Here is a 22,584-nt window from a genome sequence, read left to right on the forward strand (position 1 = left end):
GGTGATATTTATGCCAGCAGGACCTGAACAGTCACAATCACTTGTAGCAAAAATAAATCAATTGGTATTACTTGGAAAAGGGACGTTTGTTTATTGTGAATTTGATTCACAGGCAACTGAATCAGATAAAGCACTTACAATTGTCGATAACACAATAAGATTTAACTTACCTCCGAATTATTACCCAGTTATAGTTGATATTGTAGCCGTAGATGAAAATGGTAATGAAATTTATGGAATTCCAATTAGTAAAATAACATACGATTACGATGAATTACCACAAGGTAACCGTCAAGTGATTGCAGAACCCTCAGAAAACAATACAATTGACGAATCCAAACATTGGATTGCTTATGTGGTCTGTATTGGAATCGACGACACCAAACCAATTGTTGACGTAAAAAGTCAAAGTGGTAGCGTTGAACCAAAGGGGAGAATATACCTCATTAATTATAGTGATACTAACGGAACAGATGAAATAACGATACAATACTTTAATGGAACATCGGAAACAATAACTGTCGATAAAGCCAACTTATGGACAGTGAATCCATACACATTGGGGTAATGTAAAAGTGGTGATATTATGTCCCCAATCCTCTCTAACACCAATTCTTTTTTGTCAAACAGTGATTACAGTGACGGTAACACTAACAGTGGGCAAACCAATAGTTCCACACAACCTATTTTGTCAAACACATCAAATGTGTTATATAATACAGTGCAAACAAGCCAGACACCAACAACAAACACAAGCACTGCGACTCCAATATTATCAAATGCGGCTGATACACTTTACAATACAATAGCAACAAAACAATCAAATTCAGCTACAAATGTAACAACACCAATATTGTCAAATATGGCTAATATGCTTTACAACACTATATTATCAGCAAAACAATCAAATTCAGATTCAAACATCACAACACCAACATTGATGAACGCGTCAAATGCACTTACTAATACAACAATAACAACAACTCAACAGACAACTACGCCAACGCCAAGTGTAACAGTTATAGAACACAAAGTTTGGAGGGAAGGAAACACTGTTTATTCAAAAATCGTTTATTCTGATGGAACAGAAGATTTAAAAACATTAGATTTAACCGATTATTACAATGAAGCTTATAACGAAGGTGTAAATAGTGTTGATTTTAGTAAAACAAATCATACAATTGAAAATGGAATTATCAAAGTAACAACTACACTAACTAATGGAAAATCACAAGAATATGCTATCACTCTTGATGAAAACTTAATTGTTAGTTTGTATAATCAAATTATGGCAAATAGAAGTAGTTGTTTCCAAATTAGACAAAATGAAACAGAATATAGCTTTTTAGTTGAAAGCAGACAGTATCAGCCACAACCAAACTTAGCATATCAGCCCGCAGTTGATGGAACACCGGTCTATGAAATTTTAGGAAAAGAGCAAAAAACGTGGAATTTCACACTTTATGTTGATACTATCCCAAAAATGCAGTTTCTTCAACAGTTAGCAAGTAATCCAGTATGTGAAGTATATTTCGATGAAATTGATGATTGGAAACAGGCGTTAATCACTTCCATAAGCTTGACAAGAATAACTACTGGACATTACTATGCCGATATTGAACTGGTGATTTTATGAAGACAATAATAGTTGATAAATCAGTTTCCTTAAATATAGAGTATTCAATTAATGCCATTGACCAGTGTAATATAACTTCATTAAAGGATTTACAAATCCAACCTTTCGATAGTGTAGAGGTTATCTGGAATGATAAGACAATTTTTAGAGGATATTGTATAGATGCAAGATTATCTCAAGCATTTGGACAACAACAGTATGAATACACAATAAACTCTCCATTGTGGATATTATCTCAGCAAAAAACAGATGCGAAGACAACCTTTTTACAACTGTTTTTACAAGAATGTTGTGATTTATGTGATTTGGAGTTAGATTATCAATTTTCAACAAATCCACTTATTTACATTGAAGAAGGTAAGTATTTTGATGCATTGAAGAAATGTATTTTATACACAAAAAACTACAATACGAGGTTTTATGTCGATTATGACCAAAACAAACTAATTTTCACTGACAAAATAGATGATGATAAGTTCTACCCATTGGCAAAATGTGTAGGTTACGAATTTGAATGGGACACAGAAATTATAAACCAAGTTATATGGTGAAGAGTATGGTTCAACTAAATGCTACTGGTTATGTTTCAAATTATAATTGGGAAAAAAGAATATTTGATGCTGTTTGTTACACATCTAATGAAGTTCAAATTGGTCAAATTACACCGCCACCAAAAGGTTGGTTGATTGTCGATAGTGCAATTTGTCAATCACCAGATAGCGGACCTCTTCGCTATTATTCTGAAGTTCCTGTAACCTCAACGTACATTCTAGAAGATTATAGGGGTAATAGATCGATAGCAGCAATAATACGAGGGGATATTAACGCTCCTGACAAAAAAGAATATATTACCGTCAGAACTGTTGGATTCGATATATCTGCACAATTCAATATTGTTGAAACTGTAAAGTCTTCGGGAGTATTAAGGGTTGAATTACCACCTGTACACATAACTGATGAGATTGAAATCGTCTATCACTTCCATACTGAATCATTCGAAATAAACATACATAGGGATAATTCGAACAAAAACTGTTGGATTGAATTTCTTGACTATTTCAACCCAGATAACTATAAAAGTTCTTTTATAACAAATTTGCCTAAAAAACCTGATGATGAAGATATGGCAGTTTTAATTGATGGTGTAACATTAAGCGGTGAGGTTATTTTTGAAGTTACGGCTGGGAATGAAAAACGGTATGTAAGAGTACATTTTGATGACTTTGAACTTGAAATAGACCCAATATATATTGCAGAAGTTTATACCATCTCCAATTACGGTCTACTGGTAGATATATTTGGAATAGTTTACTATGTAGGAGGGTTGACAAGTTTTATACTACCGCTTGTTCCACATTTCTATATTAGAGTGGACGATGTTGCCATACCGATTGAAATTGAATACCAAGCCAATTTCAAATGCAATGGTGGTTCTAAACAGTATTCCAAACGGCAAATAATAACGGATGGAGGGTTGTTTGTTCCAATATTGCCAGCAAGTGAAGGAATAACAGATACTACCGTCAATGCCTGGGGAAGGTGGGTATTAAACTGGACAAAAAATGGAGACACATTTACATTCACATTCAAAAACTTCACATATTCAGTTTATGACTATGATTGGCTACAGTGTGATGATGTCAAGGCAGAAATAGAACATAAAATCGTCTTACATTACGTTGATGGTTCTACTAAAGAGTTTGACCTTGAACCTGTTGTTGCTACAAGTGATGTATGTTCTCAACTGCCAAAGAAAGACGTTTTTGCTGAATCATTTGATTCGATAACACCTGCCTGTGTTTGTTATAGAAACAGCGAAGCATCAAAAACAGTTACTTACACAATTAGTTATTTTACGAGAGATTATAATCCAAAGCTTTACAATATCAAATATTCACTCCTTAGAGTTTATTATGATGATGTTATTTTGTATGACGGTGTTGCGAAAGAAGAGATTACGATAACGTTCAATTTACCAGAAAATACTGTGAAGCACGTGGTATTCGAGCTATATGGTGATGGATATGTTGCAGATAGAAAGACTGTCATTGTTGAAAGGCGACAATACTGCCACGCTATAAACATAAATGCCAAGACCTATGATTTAGAAGGTAATGAAACAAACAAATTCCCTCATCCAACAAGTGCAGATTATGATGAAAATAAACACTCTGAAATAATTGTCAAAATCAAAATAAAAGATGAACAGGGGAACTACATTGATGTTCCAGTTGATAAAATCAAAACCAATTGGCAATACAACGTAGAGAAAGTAGATACTGGCGTCTATCAAATGAAAATACTAAACACTGCCGATAATGCACTGAATATCCAAGATTATGGAATATCGGTTTATATTGATAAACAATGGTGCAATGAAAACGGTTACTACAACAAATATAACATTGAAGCTGAAAACATAATAATAAATAGCGACAAAATAGAAAAGATTGGATTATGGAATTTTAACGGCATCGACCATTATGAAAACGGTGTAACCTATCTAAAACAGAAATATGAAAAAGTTTCTGGAATATTTGTAAATCCAATTGTTGAATTCTCCATAGTAGAACAACTAAACAAAGAAAGAGATAGGTGGCAATATTCATACTGTTATAGGATTTATGACAGTCCAATGGAATTGAATCTACCAACTTACACAGATGAGGAAAAGAAAGAACTTGCTAAGGCAATAGTAAGAGAAATGGGAAAACCAAGAAAAATAGAAACCTTCACAATATTATCAAAAGAGATTCCCAAAATCAATTCATCAATTACTGTAAATTATAATGGGCAACTAATTTCAATGCCTGTATATTCTGTAAGATTCAGTTTAGAAAACTCGAACATTCAAATTCAAATAAGAAACGACCAATTAAAATTGTTGAAAGATTATCTATCACTAATTAAATAAATCCAAATTAATAAATGTAAATTGGAAATAAAAAATAAAAAATCATTTAAATCCAAATAACAACTTTATCAACTCGATGGCGTTAGGATTAGTTATAATTATAGCAAATAGGATAATCAAAGTGTGAATAATAAGCTTATATTCCAACTCTTTTTTAACCATGTCAATCTTTCCCTCTAAATATTTAACATCCTCCTTCGTAGCTAACTCTCCTCTTAACTCATCCTTTAACTCATTCTTAACTTCTATCTTTCCTTCTTTCATTAATTCAATTATTACATCATAAAACTCCCGTGCCTCCTTCTCATCCTTAACCTTTTTAAGAATCAACTCATATAATTTAGCATAGGCAATAGCCATAACACCACCACGTAATCATTAATTCCTATTATTGACTCAAAGTATATTAAAGTTATTGATTTGGAAATTATTTTAAACGCTCTTTTAACTCTTTGATTGTCTCTTCATTAAATTTTAGTATTTTTAAACAGTTCTCAATCTCAATCTTTAATAACTCTTCTGTTAATTTACAGCCCTTACCCCTAATTAAGTTTAAAGTCCTCTTATAATCTGCTATTTTATTCCTCAACTGTTTATTCTCTCTTTTCAAATGATTTATTTTAATAATCAACTCTATTCTCTCAGTTCTACATTTATGCTTTATTGACATAAACACCACCAAAAAAGTTTTAAGTTTTAAAAAAAAGAATTATTTAGTTATTGAAATCTCATCCCCCTCCCTTACAACCCTACAAATCCTTGATAACTTTCCAACAACTCTACTCCTCCATGCAATCACATCAACAACTGTTTTATTTGGCTTCTGCTCCATTATAATAGTCCTATAAATCTCCTTCACGAAAAAACTACCTTTATCACCAAACGGGTCAGTAACTATAAACTTTTTTCCACCATATTGGAAATATTCCGTTTTATTCATCTCAGAAGTTGGTTGATTGGTAACCAAAGCATAGCAGTCATTTTCCACACAATAATCCTTTAAAGCGTATAAAATAGCTTGAACATTCAACAACACATTACCTTTACCCCTCATATTTGCAACTGCAAACTTTCCAAGAGCTGGAAGCCCTACAGAATCCAAAACCAAATAATTATATCCTTCTGGAAGCTTTTCAGTTATGAATTCAACAAGCTTATCAAAGTTAATTATGCACCTGTAATCACATCCAGAAGATTTCAATAACTCCCTCTGCTTTTTGGTCATATTTCTTTCAGTGTCAATATACATGACTTTATTTCCAGCCTTTGCCTTTTCTAAAGCCCAGTTAAAAGCTATAAACGTTTTCAAACTTCCAGTATCTCCAAACAATTCAATTATATCAGGGTCCTCTAAGTTTGCCTCTAAGATGCTAAAATCAACTTTTATTCCATTCTTTACCTCTTTCTTTTCCATGGTAACGCCATTCTGCCCATTCACAGTTCTCACCTTCTTATAATCATCTAAAAGTTTCAACTCCTTCAACCACATCACAAAAGCCCCCTTTTCATCCAACAACCCCTTACTTGCTTTAACCCTATCCATCACTTGCTTTCTAATTTCGTTGGGATTAATCTCCGCACCATAAACCTTCTTGTGAATAACTGCCGCTCTTAGGTAATTAACTTCTACATCTGTAGCCATTCAAATCCCTCCGATTAACTTTCAATCTTTTCATCAACACTTTTCTTCCATCTGATTCCAACACCTGCTTTCTAACCTTCTTAAACATCTTCACACCAACTTTTTGAACTTTAATATCATTAGCCAAAGCTTCAATAGCCTCCTTCCTTTCTAAGAATTCTTTACGGCTTTTAGCACAGCCATAAGAAACAGCCCTCCCAGCTTTTAAAACGATAAAATAAATCCTACCTTTTGAAGCCATAATCCCTCCCTCGCTTATCCCCTCTCCCCTTTATCACTCCAAAAAACGACTTTCTACCGTTATTCTCAATAACATAAGTCTGCTTAATCCTGCCATTTTCTTGCTTACTAAATGCCAATATTTGCATATTCCCACCTAAGGATTTATTAAGGCAAAATATTTAAGAGTAGAAAATTAGAAAAACAAAAAGTGCTTAGGCAGTTATCTCTGCAACTGATACTCCATAAATCTCCTCAATCAACGCAGCTAAATACCCATTATCTTCTATAGCTTCGATTATATCCTCCTTCTTTATGGTTTTCCTTCCTGATTTTTGTGCATTCATTCTTGCTTTAACTAAAATCTCAACCAAAATCTTTTGCAAGTGGTTGTTAAGTTCCTCAACAGCATCATTAGAAATCCTAAAATCATAACCACTCTCAGGATAATTATCAGCAATATTTTTCATAACCCTCTTCAAAGTTGCCTTAGGAATCATACTCTCACCTCATGCTTTTCTTTAATTCTACTTACAAAACCAGCCCTCAAATCAATAATCTTATTAGGAAAATCAGCAATCATCTTAACAATCCAATCCGCAACCTCTTCAGCATCTCCTTTAGCCTTTATTTTAACCTCTCCACCACTGTATTTGATTATAATAAGATTTCCAAAACTCGAAATCTCCTTAATCTCATTAACATTAATCCTCTTAGTTTCACTGCCCTTTTTAACAACCAAAAACTTCATAATCAACCCTCCACCTCTTTTTATAAACAATAAATAATGGGGCTTCATCCCGCCCCGTCTTTTTTAAAAAAAATTATTAGATGTGGGGGAGGGGTTTAGTGTTTCGGGGCTTACATCCCACCCAAGGGGTCCCAGCAGATAAAGCTGGTTATCCTCAGGTGGTCATTTAATACTTACAATTTAATAGTTGTAAGCTTACAATTATAAAATTGTAATATAAATATAAAAACCTTTCTCTCTAAATTTGTTAATTGATGATATTAAAAAAGTTAATAACCATAATCAAAAAATAGCAAAACAATCATCATAAAAATTATAAAATAAACCTGGGATGATTATGGATGAAAAACGGAAGCTTTTATTTGACAAAATAGCTAATGCTGGAATAGTTTTTGTAGGATACGAATTTTTATTTATGTTGTATGTCATCCTAAATACTGCATCTGGAATGATGACCTTGCACATGGGAGTTGTGCTATTTATTGGAGATGCCATTGCAATACTAATAACAATCTGGCTATTATGTGCAATATTGTATGACATCTATAAAAAGCTTTAATTAGTTTCTAATGCTTTTTTACCTCCTAATTTGAAATACCACACATACAACCCCAATGATAATAAAACAATCAATCCCAAAGAAGCCAAACCCATAAGTGTAACTATAGTTTGATTATCCATAAACATCAACCTCTTTTTTGCTACTATAATCTTATATTGAAAGTTGATTTTATATATTTTGGAAACCTTCTCCTAAATTTGTTAATGGCAGATATTATAAAAGTTAATAACAAATAATGACATTATTAAATTTTTTCTATTGGACTCAAAAGCAACATATTTATATAGAAGTTAAACCCATAAAGACATTTAAAAACAGCAATCTCTGTTTTTATCTGAGGGAACTCGTTATGGATATCTTATATATTTTAGTAGCATTAGGTTTAGGAGTAATGGGTATTTTAGGATATTTTGCAACAGTTGCTGGAGTAATTCAATTTGGAGAATATATCTTAAAATTTAAAAAATTGTTAGCCCGTAGTGTAGCTATTAAAAGAGTTATCTGGTGGGCAATCAACAAAGAAATCCATATTGAATTTAAAAGTAATAAAAAATACCTTGAAAAAATTAACCCTACACAAAAAGATTTAACAAACATTAGAAAAATCGTAGTAGATATATTCACCAAAGAGTTTGGAGGAATAAACAAAGATTCTGGAAGAATGGGAGTTAATTACATACTCATAATTCCAAAAGAATTCAACATTCCCGTTGAAATCAGTATTCTCCCAAATATAGAATTAGACCTATCATTAGATTATGAAGATTTAAAAAAATATTCAAAACTCATGCAAGACCAATATATCAAAGAATATGGTGACATTCTACCAAGTGATTTAGGTAGAGAATGTCATATAGGGACCGCAATCAGCATAAACTTATTTGGGACTTTAGTATTCACCTATAGGAAAACTAAAAACTATGAAAAGCTTTTAAATGTCATCGATAAAATATACTCAAAAATAGAAGAATATTATGGACTTCATAAACCATTTCATGAAGAATACCGCTTAAAACTGAAAGTATCTGAAAATGTAATACAATCAGAAATCCACCCAATTAAAATCAGAGAATCAGATTTCTCAGTTACTATTAAAGACACAAAAGTAGTAATATGGTCAAAAACTATAAATTATTTGAGAGATGCAATTAAAAATTACCTATTGAAAATACCCATACTCTAAAATGTCATATAATCTTCTAAGTAGTTCTCAATGACTTCTAATACTCTTTGATTGGCTTCCATATCTGAATCATACTTTTTATATAGGGTAATCGTTCCTTTTTTAGTTACTCTAACCTTTATTATCTCATTATCCATATCTATTTTTAATCCTAAAAATCCCTTCTTGGTGTTACTAACCTCAGAATATAACTCATCGTCTATATCTATATCCTCCCCATACATCGTTCCACTATGGACGCTTCCGGTCCTACCTTTGAAACTAAGCCCCCACATACCTGCTCCAATAACTCCATTTCTTAAATCTTCCTCAAGTTTTTCAACTAAAAAAGTAACTGGCTTAATGCCATTCTTCCTTTTAAACAACATATAGGATAATTCTGCTAAACCATCTCCCTCTATACGTGAGTTTTTAAATAAGATGTAATTTTGGTCTAAATATAACGACATCCAAAAATCAATTGTAAATGTCCTTCTAATAATTCTACTACTCTCCTTAATTTGTATCTCATGATTTCCAATCTGTTCTATTTCATAATCTATAATTGGGAACTCTATCTGATAATATAATCTGCCCCCCACATATTCAATATCGTTAGATGCAGATACTACTGGAGGGTCAAATACAATAACTTTATATAATTGATACTCTTTACCATCTATTGTGTCCAAGACTTTATTTTTACCTAAGATTTCTTCAGGGTCTATAACTATAGAAGAATCTACAGCACACACCCACCTGTTAGTAAAACTCAAACACACCACCTACTAAAAATACTTTAACTTTATAATTTTAACATTAAAAAATATATAAGCTTTTTGATTAATCACTCTTTTACATTGACATCTCATAGGACCAGCAGACAACACACCAAAAAAGAGAAAGGTTATTTTACAGTCAAATCATAGCATTTATAAAATCATTTAAATATGCCCTCGTTTAGTTAGTAATACTCACTATATAAAGTGGATATGAACACCACATAATTGAGGTATTAATGGAAACTTTTTAATACAACATATCACAACAATACTATAGTAAAACTATGGTTTTACTATAGTAGGATAATAACCATACAAACCATCAAAACTACAGGTGGTAAGAAGGGGCAACATGGATATTGATGAGGTTATTGAAATATTATCAGAAATAGAAGAAGAAAATATAACTATAACAAACCATTTTATAGAAAGATGTGAAAGTAGAAAAGATAAACTTCCCAATATATCTAAAATAAAAAATATGCTATTAACTCAAAAACCTGTAGGAATCTTAAAGCAGAGCGGGAACAAATTCCGATTATATTATGAACTCGATGAAAAATATGACCTAATCATTGTTATTAGTGTTTGGAATACCAATCCTATAGAGATAAACTTAGTAACCACTTACCCACAAGAGAAAAAGAAAAGGGAGAGGAAAGATGAAAGAATATAAAGCAACAAACTTAGATTATGACATGAGAAACGACAGCTTATATATCTACACAAAAGGGAAAGAATATAAAGGTTCATTAGACTTAGGGGATATTATAATTGACTTCAGCGAAGATGGAAGTCCTAAGGGAATTGAGATATTAGATGCCTCAAAAAAATTCAAAATCCCAAAATATGACCTAAAAAATATCGTAAGCTTTAATAGCATAATAGAAATTACAAAAGACGTTGTAAAAATAGAAATGAAAATTACAGTATTGAAAAGAAATAAAGAAGTGGAAAAATCAATTATTGCTAAGGGCTTAAACGAGATGAACTTAGCAGAAGGCATAGCAACAATGACATGCTAAGCACGTCTTTTTTATTAACATATTAATTTGTATATTTGAATGTAATTACACAATCTCCTATTTTATAGGACCAGAAAAAAGAGAAGTTGAAAGGGCTTATTTTACAGTCAAATCATAGCATTTTAAAATAACATGTTTAAGTTTCAGTTGGATAAGATTTATATAACTCCCCTATCTTTTAAATACCCAACATACTCTTCATAACTCATAGAACATTCAATAAATCTACCAAAAGAATCCCAATCAATCTTATTATCACTATTAACAAAACTTAACTGTCTTGCAATTTTTTTAATAATGTTATCTGATATTTCAGTAGTCCTATCACTATGACTTATTTTGGTGCGAATCGGTGTCTTTTTCCCATCAATTTTTAAAATTAATTTGATGTGATGAGAATTCTTTCGTTCAAAACCTTTATTAGTCAGGGAGTTTATTATATCATTTCCCCTATATCTCCTTGACTTAACCAAGGTCTCCCTCCCCTAAAATTTCTTTAAGTTTCTTTTTTAACCTAAGAGCAGACTCATGAAGATTTTCATCACCTTCATAAAGATACTCCTCAATCATGAAATCAAACTCCTCTTCCAAATCTTTAATAGCATCCTCTAATGTATTCCCACACCCTACAAGATTTAACTCCCTATTATCCAGATACCAAACTTTATCATCATAAATAACCTTGAATTTTAACGGTTCTTTAAGTTTATATTGTCCTATCTCATATAATTCAATTTCTTTGAGTGGTTGGAAATCCAGTATTATTTCAAATTTTTTCTTGTTTTCATTCAATACTCCTATAACCTTAACAGGTTCTTCAAGTAATTTTTTAATCTTTTCTTTTAAGTCAGGATTCTCTCTTGGGTCAAATTCACCTTTTATAATTTTTCCATCCATTGTATATAATCCGAAAGTATTTGGTTCTCTATCCAACTCTACCCTTGTTAAAGTCCCATATACTTCAGTTTGATACTTTTTAAGGTATTCAACATAAGTATCTTTGATATACCTTCTTTTTTTAGGATTTAAATAAATATATTCTGCATCGGTTGGATTTTCACCAACTCCAATACTTATATGATTATCATCATCTGACCAAATTTTTTCCAATCTTTTTAAAATATTAATAGCTTTATACTCTGGAAACTTAGACAAAATTTCTTTCAACTCGTCCTTTGAATTGACATTACTTATTTTCTTAAAAAACCTTAATGTTATATCATGGGCTGGACCACCATCTGTCAAGTGACAAGTTAAAGGATTAACACCAAAAACCGCACTACCCCTCTCGAAATTTTCAAGATATAACGTAACATAATCAGATTTCAAACGTCTTGGCTTTAAATCATACAACAAACGTTGAAAATTTGATAGTATATGAGACAACGTCAGCACTTTTATTTTATGGCCCCTCACATCCCTACCCTCAACCTTTATCCATATTTTTTTCATAAATATCACCAACAATTTCCCAACATAAACAACAATACAATAACAATAAATTTACCAATTTCGATTTTTAATATAATTGTATAACTATATAACGATTACTATATGAGTTTAGAATATCAAAGATTGATAATGTTTAAAAAATCATTTACCTTCTCTATGGAAAAAGACTTCAATGTTCTTTGACGGCTGACCTATTAACATATTTATATATTCTATAAAAACATAAACAATTAATGACATAATTTGTGCAGGAGTATAATCTTTAGGAGGGTAGCATAACCACGGAGTTCTCCAATCATTATTTTCATCAATAATCATCAAAGATATAGGACCTACACTCTTATGTTTCATCCAGCACTTTCCATCATCCAATTTTTTATAAGAAATAGTGCATAGAATTTCATGTGGCGTTACATTTAAATAGTAATATCGCTTTTCAAGCCAATCAACGTATATCTGCACTTCTGAGACTATCTGTCTGTCATGTATAATCTTACCAAACTGTTGCAATATGTCACAAAACGAAATTACATCCGACAATGTCCAATAATTTACCTGTTTTTTATCCAATCTTTTTAATCTACTTACTAATCTTTTTAGGTCGTTACGGTCCTCAGGTGATAGTGCCATACTGCCACCATATTTAAGTTTGTTGATATTTGTAGGATAGTGTCCCGAGATGTGTCGGATTTAGAGATAAATATAATTCTTTGAGATTTTACAAAATTCTAAATAATTTATGTCCTATTTTTGGTTTAGAGTCCAAATTATGAAATCGTATAATTTGGGCTTATCTCTAAGGTATTCAAACTTAATTGTTCTTATTTTCTTGGTTTAGGGAATATAAACCGTTATCTAAGTATCTCGGTTTAAATGTTACTAAACCGCATAATCTCAATAAATTGACCTTTTAAGTCCAGAGATGAGAACATTTTAAGCTTTTTTACAAATAAGACTCTAAACCAAAAATAAACCATTTTTCTTTGAGTTTTGAACAAAATAAGGCAAATGTTTGTCCATCTCAGAATTGATATATAGTTCTATATTACCCATGCTCAGATATGGAATTTTGTGAATCCAAATCTATGACTTTGAAATGAATTTCAAGTGCTTGGTTATCTTTTAACTTTTCAAATGTTTTCAATAGCTTTAAGATTTTTAACGCTTCTTTACCTCTTTCAGTGATTGAATAATATGATTTTACTCTACCACCCTCATAATCGCTTTTTTCTGTTTTACTTACTAATCCTTCAAGCAATAACTCTGATAAAAGCAATGTTAAATTACTTGGATTTATGCCTGTTTTTCTTTGAAGTTGTCCAAAAAACATCTCACCCTCTTCCTCAAGAAGTTCAAGAATTTTATCAACGTTTTTCTTCATTAATGTTTTTCTAATCATCATTTATCACCCATTAAAGTTGCAAAATTCCAAATGTAATTTTACAGTTGTAATTTATAGAACGTAAAGTTTATATACTTGTATCACAAAAATAACAGTTGTAAATTTACAACTAATAAATTGTAAATGATGAACATTATAATTACAATTTTATAATTATAATTTGGTGGGATTATGGACTCCAAAAAAAGAGGTAGAAAAACTGAGAGAATCGAAGGGAAATGCTACATTTGTAAAGGAGTTCCAGTAGGAGGGTCTTGCAGACCTTATCCTTACTTGCCAAAAGATTGTGTGGGGAAAACATTGATAATAATTCCTATTGACTCTGAAAATGAAGAATAGCGTGAGATTATGGCTTATGATAATATAAAAAGAGAAATTATAAGCATGTTAAAAAGAATGCCTAACAAACAGGCGGATTGGGATAATGATTTATTACCAACTTTAAAGGCAATGTTTAACCCAAAATCTGTTTCAAACGCCAAATCCCAATTAATCTCAGAAGGCTGTATATCTCAAGAAATTATTGATGGAAGAAAAATTATAACCCTCATTAAAGACCCTTATGAAATATCCTCCCCTAACACTTTTGATGAAGAATTTTTCTTAGCTAACTATGAATATAAGATAAAAAAATACTTCAAAGAAAAGTTATCAACTGAAGGACCAGAGTGGAATGTTTTTGATGTTGAGGAATTTACATATCATTTCATAGATTGTTTGGAGATAAATGATAAGATAGTTAATAATCCTTATGAGTGTAGAAGATTGATAAATGAGATTTATAAAGAAGCTTATGAGGAGATTTTTGGTGGAGTTCCTGAAAGTATTGTTAGGATAAGGAATCTTAGAGAAAATATGGTTAAGATTTCTGAACTTCAAAGTAAGCATGTTGGTAAGCTTATAGAGTTTGAAGGCATGATTATTCAGGCAGGAAAGCCAATGAGTAGGGTTGCAAAAGGGGCGTTTGAATGTCCAAGATGTGGTAGGGTTAAGTATGTTGAGCTTGATATTTGGGATGACCCTATTAACGTGGCTAAGGAGTTAAGTTGTCCTGAATGTGACATAAAGGGTTTTAGGTATTTAGAGAGCGAGTCAGAGCATGTCAATTTCCAAGAAATTTATGTTCAGCAACCTTTGGAGTTAAGTAAAGACGGGAAACAACACACAATAACAGTGTTTGCTGAGGGGTTTCCACCAATATATAATGGTAAGGTTAAGATTACTGGGGTTGCTATTAAGAAGAAAATTAAGGGTTCTGTGTCAAAGATATTTATTAGAGCTTTTAATATTGAGCAGTTGGATAAAATAGACATTGAGATAACTGAGGAAGACATTGAAAAGATTAGAAAAGTGGCTAAGGATAAAAATGTAATTGAGAAATTAGCAAATTATATGTTTAGGGAGATTAAAGGGCATGAGATAGTTAAAAAAGCTATTTTTCTACAACAAATTAAAGGAATTACTTTTTTAAACGGTAAGACACTCAAAAGGGGAGATATTAATATTCTACTCATTACGGACCCGGGAATTGGAAAAACTACAATTATGAGGAAGTTAGAATTGTATGGGAATAAGTATGTGTCTGGAGCTACTACAAGTGTTGCAGGTCTTGCTGCAGCTGTAGTTAGAGGACCTACGGAATTTGGAGAAGGGTATATTTTAAAGCCTGGGGCATTGGTGTTAGCAGATGGTAATACTTGCTGTGTTGATGAGATTGGGGTAAATAAAGAATTAACTAAGGCATTACTCGAAGCTATGGAGAGTCAAACAGTTCATGTTAATAAAGGTGGTTTTGATGCTGTATTACCAGCAAGATGTGCAATTTTAGCCGCATGTAATCCAAAGAGGGGGAGGTTTGATAGGAATAAGACAGTTATAGAACAGATTGAGTTGTCAGCCCCTATGTTTAGTAGGTTTGATTTAATATTTCCGTTAATGGACATTCCGGATAAAAACAAGGATGCTGAGATTATAGACCACATTATTGATGAAATAAATAGAGCAATTGATGGAAAAAAAGAAAAACTTGTTATAAATGGCGTAGAAATAGATGATGAGTTTATTTTAAAGTATATACTCCATGCGAGAACATACATGCCTAAGATTAGTAAAGAAGCAAAAGAGGTTTTAAAGAACTATTATGTTGAAATGAGGAAGTTGGGTGAGGGGGATAATCCAATACCTATAACGGCAAGACAAGCCGAGGCAATTATTAGATTAGCAGGAGCGATAGCTAAGGCTAAGTTAAAGAAAATTGTAGGAGAAGACGATGTAATGGAAGCCATTGAAATTATGGATTATTGCCTAAAACAAATCGCCTACGACCCTGAATCTGGAAGTATTGATATAGATAAGATAGCTGGAACTCCGAAATCTAAGAGAGATAAGGTTGAGAAGGTTTTGAGTATTGTTAAAGAGATTTCTGACTCAAGGGATGATGGTTTAGCTCCTGAGGAGGATATTAAGGATAAAGCCAAAGATATGGGATTATCAGAGAAAGATGTGGATGATGCTTTGAGTTATTTAAAGAAAGTTGGGGATATTCATAGTCCTAAGCCAGGTTATTGGCAACTTATATGATAATTAGAGGTGAAAGTGATGGTTAAGGCAATCATTGACATTGAAACCACTGGACTCAACCCTATGGAGCATCGTATAGTTGCCATTGGTGTAAGGATTGGTGATAGGACCATAATCTTAATGGATGAGTCAGAGTATTATTTGCTGGTTAATTTTTGGGATACGGTAGAAAAAGAAGGAATTGAAAAAATTATCGGCTTTAACATCGACTTTGATTGGCAGTTCTTAAAATTGAGAAGCTTATATCATAGGTTGAAAATAAAGCATTTCAGAAAATACCAGGGCAGAGTAGATTTAAGGCAGATATTGAATGGAAGTGGTGGGCAGTATAAGAAGGGGACAAAGTTGGTAGATTACTGTAGGTTTTTGGGAATTGATGTTCCAGAGGATGACGCTAATGGAAGTGAAATTCCAGAGCTTTGGAAGAAGTTTGAAGAAGAAGGAGATGAAGAAGCTAAACGCAAAATCTGTGAGCATTTAAAGAGAGACTTAGAGAGAACTTGGGAGCTGTATAAAATATTAGTTGATTGTGGTTTGATTGAGGAATAATGCCTTTGGTGGGTTTTATGAGGAGGGTTACTTTTTATCTCTGTAAAAACATTGATGGCAGAAAACTAAGATATCTTTTACATAAGCTTGAAAATGTTGAAAATATAGATATTGAGACATTGAGGAGGGCAATTGAAGCAGAGAAAAAGTTTAAAAGGTCTCTAACTCTTACAGAGGAAGAGGAAGCAATTTTGGAGAGGTTGGGTAAGAGTGCTAATTTGTTGTTGAATTGTGAGTTGGTGAAGTTGGATGAGGGAGAAAGAGCTTAAACAACTTGAAAATCTTTTGCTTTTGAAGGTTAAGAAAGAGAAGATAGAAGAGACGGATAAGATTAAAGAATATTTAAAGAGGTTTGAAGAGGAGAGGAGGTTTGATGGGATAAAAGAATCAACAATAAAGAGTGATTTGGATAGGTTGAGGGTGTTTTTAGATTATTGTATTAATTATCTTGGAAAAAATCCAGAAGAGTTAAAAACGGGGGATTTTGTTAAATTTTTTAATTATTTGGATACAGTTAGGAAGGTCTCTAAAAGTTCGCAGAGGAAGTATTTTCTACTGCTAAAAGTGTTTTATAGAGTTTTGAGAATGTATGATGTTATTCAGGAGTTTGTTGAGGAATCAAAAGAGAGGAAGAGGTTTGCAAGGATTGAGATACAACATTATGATGCTGTGGATGCTGAAATGTTGAATATGATTTTAAGGAAGATTATTGAGAGTGGGAGTAGAACAAGGATAAGGGATGCTTTGATTATTAGGCTTCTTTGGGATACTGGTTGTAGGGTTTCTGAAATTTTGAATCTTAAATATGGGGATGTTGATTTAGATAATGGTATATTTAAGATTCGAAATACCAAAACTCATGAGGAGAGGACTGTTGTTTGCTCTTCTGATACTTTGGAGTTGCTTAGGGATTATGTTCAGTTTAATGTGAGGCAAGGTTCAGATGACTATCTTTTCCAAAATAGTCAAGGTAAGAAAGTTAGAAAAGAGTGGATTAGTGAGGTTTTTAGGAGGGCTGTGAATGAGTTGAAAGAGGAGGGTAAAATCCCTAAGAATAAGCGTATTGTTATTCATAGTATTAGGCATGGGAGGGCTGTTGATTTGTTGAATAAGGGAGTGCCAATAGATATTGTAAAAGAATACTTGGGTCATAGGTCGATGAATACTACTTTGATTTATGCTCATTCTAAGGAGAGGGCTGAGAGTTTGGAGTTTATTAAAAAGTTGTTGAGAATCCAGTAAGTGTTATTTATTGTGGAGTTGGTTGTTTAACTGGATTTTGGACAGTGTGATAGTGGGGTGTTGTTGGAATATTTTTAGGGTGTGAGTAGTAAGTTTTGGGGTGTTGAGACACGGAGGGGTTTAGAAGAGTTAAGTGTGGTGTGACATTCCTTGAGATCCAGTGGGGCTATGCCCCGCCTGGGTTCAAATCCCAGCCCCTGCGCCAAATCTATTTTAAACAACTTTTAACCCAACAAGGTTAAAAAATACTCCTTTAAGCTATTTTCAACTGGGTTAAACCAGTAGAATAATTAAGTCAATTAAAAAAATTGTATTCTACTGGAGTATTGCGTATCAAAAAACTATAATGATTTTTGTTTGAAAAAAATATAATCGTCTGGAGATCACATTAGTCATTTAAACCACTCATTTTCCTTTTTATAGTCTTTTTAGTACCATCTCCCTTCCAGCTTTTTTAACTTTATACTCCTTATCCATTTCCTCATCAATCTTTTTTAATGCATCTTTTAAATCATCAATGTCTATATAATATTTTTCGGTTACATCTATATACTTTACTACTTCTTTATCTTGTAATTTCTTCAATATATCCTTAAGCCTATCCACAGGAATATTCGTTGCCTTCGATAATTCATTTATATCTAACTTATTATTGATTAAATTGACAATAACCTCAATTTCTTCATCAGTAAAATCAAAATACTTTAACGCTTCCCTCCAATCTATATACCCCTCCTCCAATTCAAACACAACACCAGTGAATGATATATTGTTATGTAATCTTATAATATCTTTAGATATTGTTTCTCCATAAGCCACCCAACCAATGCAATCATCTCCGAGAACATATTCCTCAATTTTTTTTGTATCATTGTAAAAATCCGATAAATATGGAAGAGATTCTTTTTCAAACTTCCTATATAATGGATTTTTAAGAATTTCAATTCCATAGCCTTGATTTATAAAGATTAATGGATTTTTATACTCCTTCTTAATTTCCAATACCCTATCATAAATTGCCCTAACTATCTTTTCCAAATCAGTTCTCATCAATACCATAAACATTCCTTCTGGAATTTCCCTCCTAAATATTAACTTATCGCCATCAGAAGCTTCCAAAAATGCAGTTATTACATTTCCAAACATGTCTATAAAGCCCAATGGATGGATAAAATATATACTAAATTTTAATTTATGAATCCTACCAATATCGAGATATTTCTCAACGATGTTTATTGGTAGTTTTGTGTATTCGGAGATCATTTCTAAGTATCTTTGGTAGGCTGGTTTGTTATCTAGCTCGTAAACTACTCTACCTTCTGATTTTGTAACTCTTGCATATACGTTTGTTGGTTCATACCCATGTCCGTAAATTACATCGAATTTTAATTTTCCACCAACAACTCCAAAAACGCAGGAATTCCTAACAACCTCTCCCTTATATATCTGGAAAAAATTTTCAAACGAACTATCATCTCCTGCAGTTCCACCAACAATTGAAAATCCTAACTCCCCTCCTAATGCGTTCAATATTTCTTGCTCGTGATCCATATGCCAATCAAAAAATACGAATCCAACAAATTTATCTTCTATACTTAACGAATATGCGTATTTTTCCCCAAGAGTGTTTTTTATTTCATTTGCTATTTCTATTCCTGTTTTTCTTGGATCGTCGCCTATTTTTTTACAGGCAGTTGCATACTTAAAAGTTCCGTCAAAGGCTAAAATTAAAACCCCATCCTTTTTTATATACTTGTTTCCTACAAACGTCCCCCCAGCAGAACATCCAACAAGCCCATCCAAAGAAATATGTTCTTGCATTCCTTCAAAAACTTTTTTTAACTTATCTTCATCAAATACAGTGGTAATAAATATTATTAAAGACGGATTACCCACCTTTTCCTTAATCCTCTTCCCAATTTTTAACCCATCCTCATAAGGATTTTTAAAATCCCATTTAATATTTAGACCTATTTTTACTCTTCATCAATCCCATAAGGATTTTTGCTGTAGTATTCAACAGTTTTTAATGCAGAACTTACAACCATCTCTCTGATGTTTGGAATCTCAACCTCTAAGCTTTCTAAAATTTCATGGCATCTCCTTCTAATACTATCTCCTCTATCCCTACTGTATGGGCAGACATCTTTATCTTTATAATACTCTATTCCACACTCTTCAAGGGCTTTTACTATATCTTTTTCTAACACAGGAAGCATAGGTCTAATGATCGTACACTCTTCCAAAGGAATTTTAAAGCTTTGATAATCAACTACATTAGATTTAAATTTTGTTAATGGCCTCATAAACTTCAATCTTTCCCCTTTAAAAAGATTGGCTAATATCGTATCTGAATTATCATCTAAATTATGCCCATAAGCTAATTTAACCTTTTCATAAGGAATGTTTTCCTTCTCAGCAATTTCTTTAGCCAACTTTCCTAACAAATGCCTTTTAATTACAGAGCATGAGAAACATGGTGAAAATTCCATCCCTTTAGAATTTTTTGTTAATATTTCAGATAACTCAACCACATCCAGATCATTTTTTAATAATAGGTGAGGAACATCTAACATCTCACAATGGTGTTTTATTAACTTAACTCCTTCAGTATCTTCCCTCCATGGTCTAACTCCGCCAATATTAACATCTACAGTAACAGCTATCAGTTTTATTCCATATTTTCTTCTATAGACTTCCAATAAGTGTAAGAGCAATAAACTATCTTTCCCTCCACTTAATCCAACTATAATCACATCTCTTGGAGCTATAATTTTATGTTTAGTTATAAACCTTCCAACCTTTGTTGATACATACTCATAAGTTTTTGAATAAACTACTGGAATTCCAAATTCTTCCTCAATTTTATCCATCTTTGTTCTTGACAACCTTGCCATTCTTTTATTGTTAACCAAAATCTTATCCTTTCTTATAGTTAAAAAGAATGGATTTGCATATCTTTTTAATTCTCTCAAATTAATCATAATATCCCCTTAATATTGATTTTTAAAACCATAGGGCTTCGCCTGAAACTTTTACCAAAAGTGAATGAAAATCAAAAATTTTTTACAACTGAAAATCAATTTATCAAAAAGGACAGTTTAAGAAAAGACTATATTTAATATTAACAATTACTTATCAAATATCGGCTTTAAATTAACATTCTTCTCTACAACTTCGGCAAAGTAATTTAAATTTTTTTCTATACTATCTTTATAAGAATCTCCATTAATTTCTTCCAAACCTTTCCTTCTTCTAATCAAATTAATAATGTAATTTCTAAACTCATAGTTCTCAAATATTCCATGGAAGTAAGTTCCTATAGCCAATCCATCTCCAAACCTCTTAATGGATCCATCAAAACCATTTCCACAATTTCCAAAGCCTCTTTCAATTTTTATAAGAGGTTTTTCTTTTGAATACGTTATTCCCTCATGTATCTCATAGCCTTTAACATAAAACATCTTATTGTTAAGATTTAAATAACCATAAGAGTTTTTAACAACCTTCTCATTTCCAAGGTATGTTTTTGCATCAAAGATTTTTAACCCCCCAATATCGCCTATATCTGATTCTTTCCTTTCTTTATCTATCAATTCCTTACCCAAAATTTGATAACCTCCGCATATTCCTACAACAATCCCTCCATCTTTTAAAAACTCTAAAACTTTTTCATCAAAATTACCCTCTTTCAAATAATAAGCCTCTTTAGTTGAGCTTCTTGTTCCTGGAAGTATTAAAATATCTCCAGTTACATCGTCATCAAAATCGATAAACTTTACAAATGCATCGTATCTTAAAGGGTCTAAATCTGTAAAGTTTGATATTTTTGAAAACCTAACAACATTAACCTCTATTCCACTTTTCGCATTTCCAAAACTTTTCATGCTCTGCAAGACTTGACTATCCTCTTCTGGCAAAACGAGATTTTCATCATAAGGTACTATACCTAAAACTGGAACGCCTGTTAGCTCTTCAATCTTTTCAATTCCTTCTTTTAAAACCTCTGCATTTCCTCTAAATTTATTTATCACAATTCCTTTAATAAGCTTCCTCCAACTCTCAGGCAATAGTTTTATAGTTCCATATATTGAGGCAAAAACTCCACCTCTATCAATATCTGCAACTAAAATTGTTTTTGCATTAACCATCTCAGCTATTCTTAAATTTGCTATATCATCCTTCAATAGATTTATCTCACAGCAACTTCCCGCTCCTTCCATAACAACATAGTCATACTCTTTATCTAAAATTTCTAAGCTTTCTTTAATTTTTTTCAAGAAAAAATCTTTATTTTTCCTATATTCGTTATAATCCATATCTTTATAGGGCTTTCCGTGAACTATAACTTGAGAGGTAAAGTTTCCTTTTGGTTTTAACAGTATTGGATTGAAATGAATTGACGGCTCAACTTTACAGGCTAAGCTTTGAGTGTATTGAGCTATAGCAATTTCCCCATCTTCTTTTGCAACTCTTGAATTTAAACTCATATTTTGCGATTTAAATGGCGCTACTTTATAACCTTTATTAGCCAATATCCTACACAATCCAGCGGTTATTGTAGTTTTTCCACTGTTTGATGATGTTCCAACAACCATTATAAACTCTGCCATTTTCATCAACTCAACATTTTTTATTTTTATACTTTTTTTGAGATTAATTATAA

At 32.1% G+C, this 22,584-nt stretch carries 28 protein-coding genes; 13 read left to right on the plus strand and 15 right to left on the minus strand.

Going from position 1 to position 22,584, the window contains the following annotated elements; all coding sequences use genetic code 11:
• Positions 1–10 precede the first annotated feature (10 nt).
• The 4 genes from MEFER_RS07870 (at position 11) to MEFER_RS07885 (ending at position 4,550) form a co-directional block, all read left to right on the plus strand.
• On the plus strand, positions 11–568 hold the full coding sequence (locus MEFER_RS07870) for a hypothetical protein (protein ID WP_015792093.1): 558 nt from the start codon (positions 11–13) through the stop codon (positions 566–568).
• A 153-nt stretch (positions 569–721) separates the two neighbouring features.
• Positions 722–1,636, plus strand: a complete 915-nt coding sequence (locus tag MEFER_RS07875) for a hypothetical protein (protein ID WP_245527783.1) — start codon at positions 722–724, stop codon at positions 1,634–1,636.
• Positions 1,633–2,187, plus strand: a complete 555-nt coding sequence (locus MEFER_RS07880) for a hypothetical protein (RefSeq protein ID WP_015792095.1) — start codon at positions 1,633–1,635, stop codon at positions 2,185–2,187. Before MEFER_RS07875 ends, MEFER_RS07880 begins: the two co-directional genes overlap by 4 nt.
• Positions 2,188–2,192: 5 nt before the next feature.
• Positions 2,193–4,550 carry a hypothetical protein gene (locus tag MEFER_RS07885; RefSeq protein WP_048056381.1) on the plus strand — a complete coding sequence of 786 codons (2,358 nt, stop codon included), beginning with the start codon at positions 2,193–2,195 and terminating at the stop codon, positions 4,548–4,550.
• A gap of 42 nt (positions 4,551–4,592) precedes the next feature.
• On the opposite strand, the gene MEFER_RS07890 is transcribed toward MEFER_RS07885, so the two are convergent.
• From MEFER_RS07890 to MEFER_RS07915, 6 genes are all read right to left on the minus strand, one after another.
• A complete protein-coding gene (locus tag MEFER_RS07890) occupies positions 4,593–4,910 on the minus strand; it encodes a hypothetical protein (protein ID WP_015792097.1) in 318 nt (105 codons plus the stop codon).
• 67 nt (positions 4,911–4,977) lie between these two features.
• A complete protein-coding gene (locus MEFER_RS07895; RefSeq protein ID WP_015792098.1) occupies positions 4,978–5,220 on the minus strand; it encodes a hypothetical protein in 243 nt (80 codons plus the stop codon).
• A gap of 39 nt (positions 5,221–5,259) precedes the next feature.
• Positions 5,260–6,192, minus strand: a complete 933-nt coding sequence (locus tag MEFER_RS07900; protein ID WP_015792099.1) for a hypothetical protein — start codon at positions 6,190–6,192, stop codon at positions 5,260–5,262.
• Positions 6,170–6,433, minus strand: coding sequence for a hypothetical protein (locus MEFER_RS07905; protein ID WP_015792100.1), 264 nt, complete (start codon positions 6,431–6,433; stop codon positions 6,170–6,172). Before MEFER_RS07905 ends, MEFER_RS07900 begins: the two co-directional genes overlap by 23 nt.
• 193 nt (positions 6,434–6,626) lie before the next feature.
• Positions 6,627–6,911, minus strand: a complete 285-nt coding sequence (locus MEFER_RS07910) for a histone family protein (RefSeq protein WP_015792102.1) — start codon at positions 6,909–6,911, stop codon at positions 6,627–6,629.
• Complete coding sequence (locus MEFER_RS07915; RefSeq protein ID WP_015792103.1) at positions 6,908–7,162, minus strand: hypothetical protein; 255 nt, start codon at positions 7,160–7,162, stop codon at positions 6,908–6,910. The genes MEFER_RS07910 and MEFER_RS07915 overlap by 4 nt, the downstream gene beginning before the upstream one ends.
• A 337-nt stretch (positions 7,163–7,499) precedes the next feature.
• Here MEFER_RS07915 and MEFER_RS07920 point away from each other — a divergent pair, with 337 nt between their 5' ends.
• Entirely contained in the window at positions 7,500–7,721 is a 222-nt protein-coding gene (locus MEFER_RS07920; RefSeq protein WP_015792104.1) for a hypothetical protein, read from the plus strand.
• On the opposite strand, the gene MEFER_RS08615 is transcribed toward MEFER_RS07920, so the two are convergent.
• Positions 7,718–7,843, minus strand: coding sequence for a hypothetical protein (locus MEFER_RS08615; RefSeq protein WP_015792105.1), 126 nt, complete (start codon positions 7,841–7,843; stop codon positions 7,718–7,720). The genes MEFER_RS07920 and MEFER_RS08615 overlap by 4 nt on opposite strands.
• A 230-nt stretch (positions 7,844–8,073) precedes the next feature.
• On the opposite strand from MEFER_RS08615, the gene MEFER_RS07925 reads away from it, so the two are divergent.
• A complete protein-coding gene (locus tag MEFER_RS07925; protein ID WP_015792106.1) occupies positions 8,074–8,907 on the plus strand; it encodes a hypothetical protein in 834 nt (277 codons plus the stop codon).
• On the opposite strand, the gene MEFER_RS07930 is transcribed toward MEFER_RS07925, so the two are convergent.
• Positions 8,904–9,662, minus strand: a complete 759-nt coding sequence (locus MEFER_RS07930; protein ID WP_015792107.1) for a hypothetical protein — start codon at positions 9,660–9,662, stop codon at positions 8,904–8,906. The genes MEFER_RS07925 and MEFER_RS07930 overlap by 4 nt on opposite strands.
• A gap of 358 nt (positions 9,663–10,020) precedes the next feature.
• Here MEFER_RS07930 and MEFER_RS07935 point away from each other — a divergent pair, with 358 nt between their 5' ends.
• Together MEFER_RS07935 and MEFER_RS07940 are read left to right on the plus strand one after the other, a co-directional pair.
• Positions 10,021–10,344: a hypothetical protein gene (locus tag MEFER_RS07935; protein ID WP_015792108.1), complete on the plus strand. Its 324-nt coding sequence runs from the start codon at positions 10,021–10,023 to the stop codon at positions 10,342–10,344.
• Positions 10,331–10,693, plus strand: coding sequence for a DUF2283 domain-containing protein (locus MEFER_RS07940; protein ID WP_015792109.1), 363 nt, complete (start codon positions 10,331–10,333; stop codon positions 10,691–10,693). Before MEFER_RS07935 ends, MEFER_RS07940 begins: the two co-directional genes overlap by 14 nt.
• Before the next feature lie 158 nt (positions 10,694–10,851).
• On the opposite strand, the gene MEFER_RS07945 is transcribed toward MEFER_RS07940, so the two are convergent.
• The 4 genes from MEFER_RS07945 to MEFER_RS07960 all read right to left on the minus strand — a co-directional run bounded on the left by MEFER_RS07945 (position 10,852) and on the right by MEFER_RS07960 (position 13,544).
• A complete protein-coding gene (locus tag MEFER_RS07945) occupies positions 10,852–11,166 on the minus strand; it encodes a hypothetical protein (RefSeq protein ID WP_015792110.1) in 315 nt (104 codons plus the stop codon).
• Positions 11,159–12,145, minus strand: coding sequence for a hypothetical protein (locus tag MEFER_RS08230; protein ID WP_015792111.1), 987 nt, complete (start codon positions 12,143–12,145; stop codon positions 11,159–11,161). The genes MEFER_RS07945 and MEFER_RS08230 overlap by 8 nt, the downstream gene beginning before the upstream one ends.
• Positions 12,146–12,286: 141 nt before the next feature.
• Positions 12,287–12,775, minus strand: coding sequence for a hypothetical protein (locus MEFER_RS07955; RefSeq protein WP_015792112.1), 489 nt, complete (start codon positions 12,773–12,775; stop codon positions 12,287–12,289).
• Positions 12,776–13,190: 415 nt separating this feature from the next.
• Positions 13,191–13,544, minus strand: a complete 354-nt coding sequence (locus MEFER_RS07960) for an ArsR family transcriptional regulator (protein ID WP_048056382.1) — start codon at positions 13,542–13,544, stop codon at positions 13,191–13,193.
• A 174-nt stretch (positions 13,545–13,718) separates the two neighbouring features.
• On the opposite strand from MEFER_RS07960, the gene MEFER_RS08375 reads away from it, so the two are divergent.
• From MEFER_RS08375 to MEFER_RS07980, 5 genes are read left to right on the plus strand one after another with little or no spacing between them, the layout of a single operon-like run.
• A complete protein-coding gene (locus MEFER_RS08375) occupies positions 13,719–13,886 on the plus strand; it encodes a hypothetical protein (RefSeq protein WP_015792114.1) in 168 nt (55 codons plus the stop codon).
• A gap of 9 nt (positions 13,887–13,895) precedes the next feature.
• Positions 13,896–16,127, plus strand: a complete 2,232-nt coding sequence (locus MEFER_RS07965; protein WP_015792115.1) for an AAA family ATPase — start codon at positions 13,896–13,898, stop codon at positions 16,125–16,127.
• Positions 16,128–16,145: 18 nt separating this feature from the next.
• The gene (locus tag MEFER_RS07970; protein WP_015792116.1) at positions 16,146–16,676 is read left to right on the plus strand and encodes a ribonuclease H-like domain-containing protein; all 531 of its coding nucleotides are present in this window, start codon (positions 16,146–16,148) and stop codon (positions 16,674–16,676) included.
• 17 nt (positions 16,677–16,693) lie between these two features.
• Positions 16,694–16,945: a DUF2540 domain-containing protein gene (locus tag MEFER_RS07975; RefSeq protein ID WP_015792117.1), complete on the plus strand. Its 252-nt coding sequence runs from the start codon at positions 16,694–16,696 to the stop codon at positions 16,943–16,945.
• Positions 16,926–17,918 (plus strand): tyrosine-type recombinase/integrase, encoded by a 993-nt coding sequence (locus MEFER_RS07980; protein WP_015792118.1) that lies wholly within the window; start codon positions 16,926–16,928, stop codon positions 17,916–17,918. The genes MEFER_RS07975 and MEFER_RS07980 overlap by 20 nt, the downstream gene beginning before the upstream one ends.
• Positions 17,919–18,335: 417 nt before the next feature.
• Here MEFER_RS07980 and MEFER_RS07985 read toward each other — a convergent pair whose 3' ends face one another.
• The 3 genes from MEFER_RS07985 to cobQ form a co-directional block, all read right to left on the minus strand.
• Complete coding sequence (locus MEFER_RS07985; protein WP_015792119.1) at positions 18,336–19,814, minus strand: FIST N-terminal domain-containing protein; 1,479 nt, start codon at positions 19,812–19,814, stop codon at positions 18,336–18,338.
• 80 nt (positions 19,815–19,894) lie between these two features.
• Positions 19,895–20,902: an ATP-binding protein gene (locus tag MEFER_RS07990; protein WP_015792120.1), complete on the minus strand. Its 1,008-nt coding sequence runs from the start codon at positions 20,900–20,902 to the stop codon at positions 19,895–19,897.
• Positions 20,903–21,049: 147 nt separating this feature from the next.
• On the minus strand, positions 21,050–22,531 hold the full coding sequence (gene cobQ / locus MEFER_RS07995) for a cobyric acid synthase CobQ (protein ID WP_048056479.1): 1,482 nt from the start codon (positions 22,529–22,531) through the stop codon (positions 21,050–21,052).
• Positions 22,532–22,584 lie beyond the last annotated feature (53 nt).

The sequence above is a fragment of the Methanocaldococcus fervens AG86 genome (genome assembly GCF_000023985.1).
In the GTDB taxonomy this organism is placed as follows: domain Archaea; phylum AGJL01; class Methanococci; order Methanococcales; family Methanocaldococcaceae; genus Methanocaldococcus; species Methanocaldococcus fervens.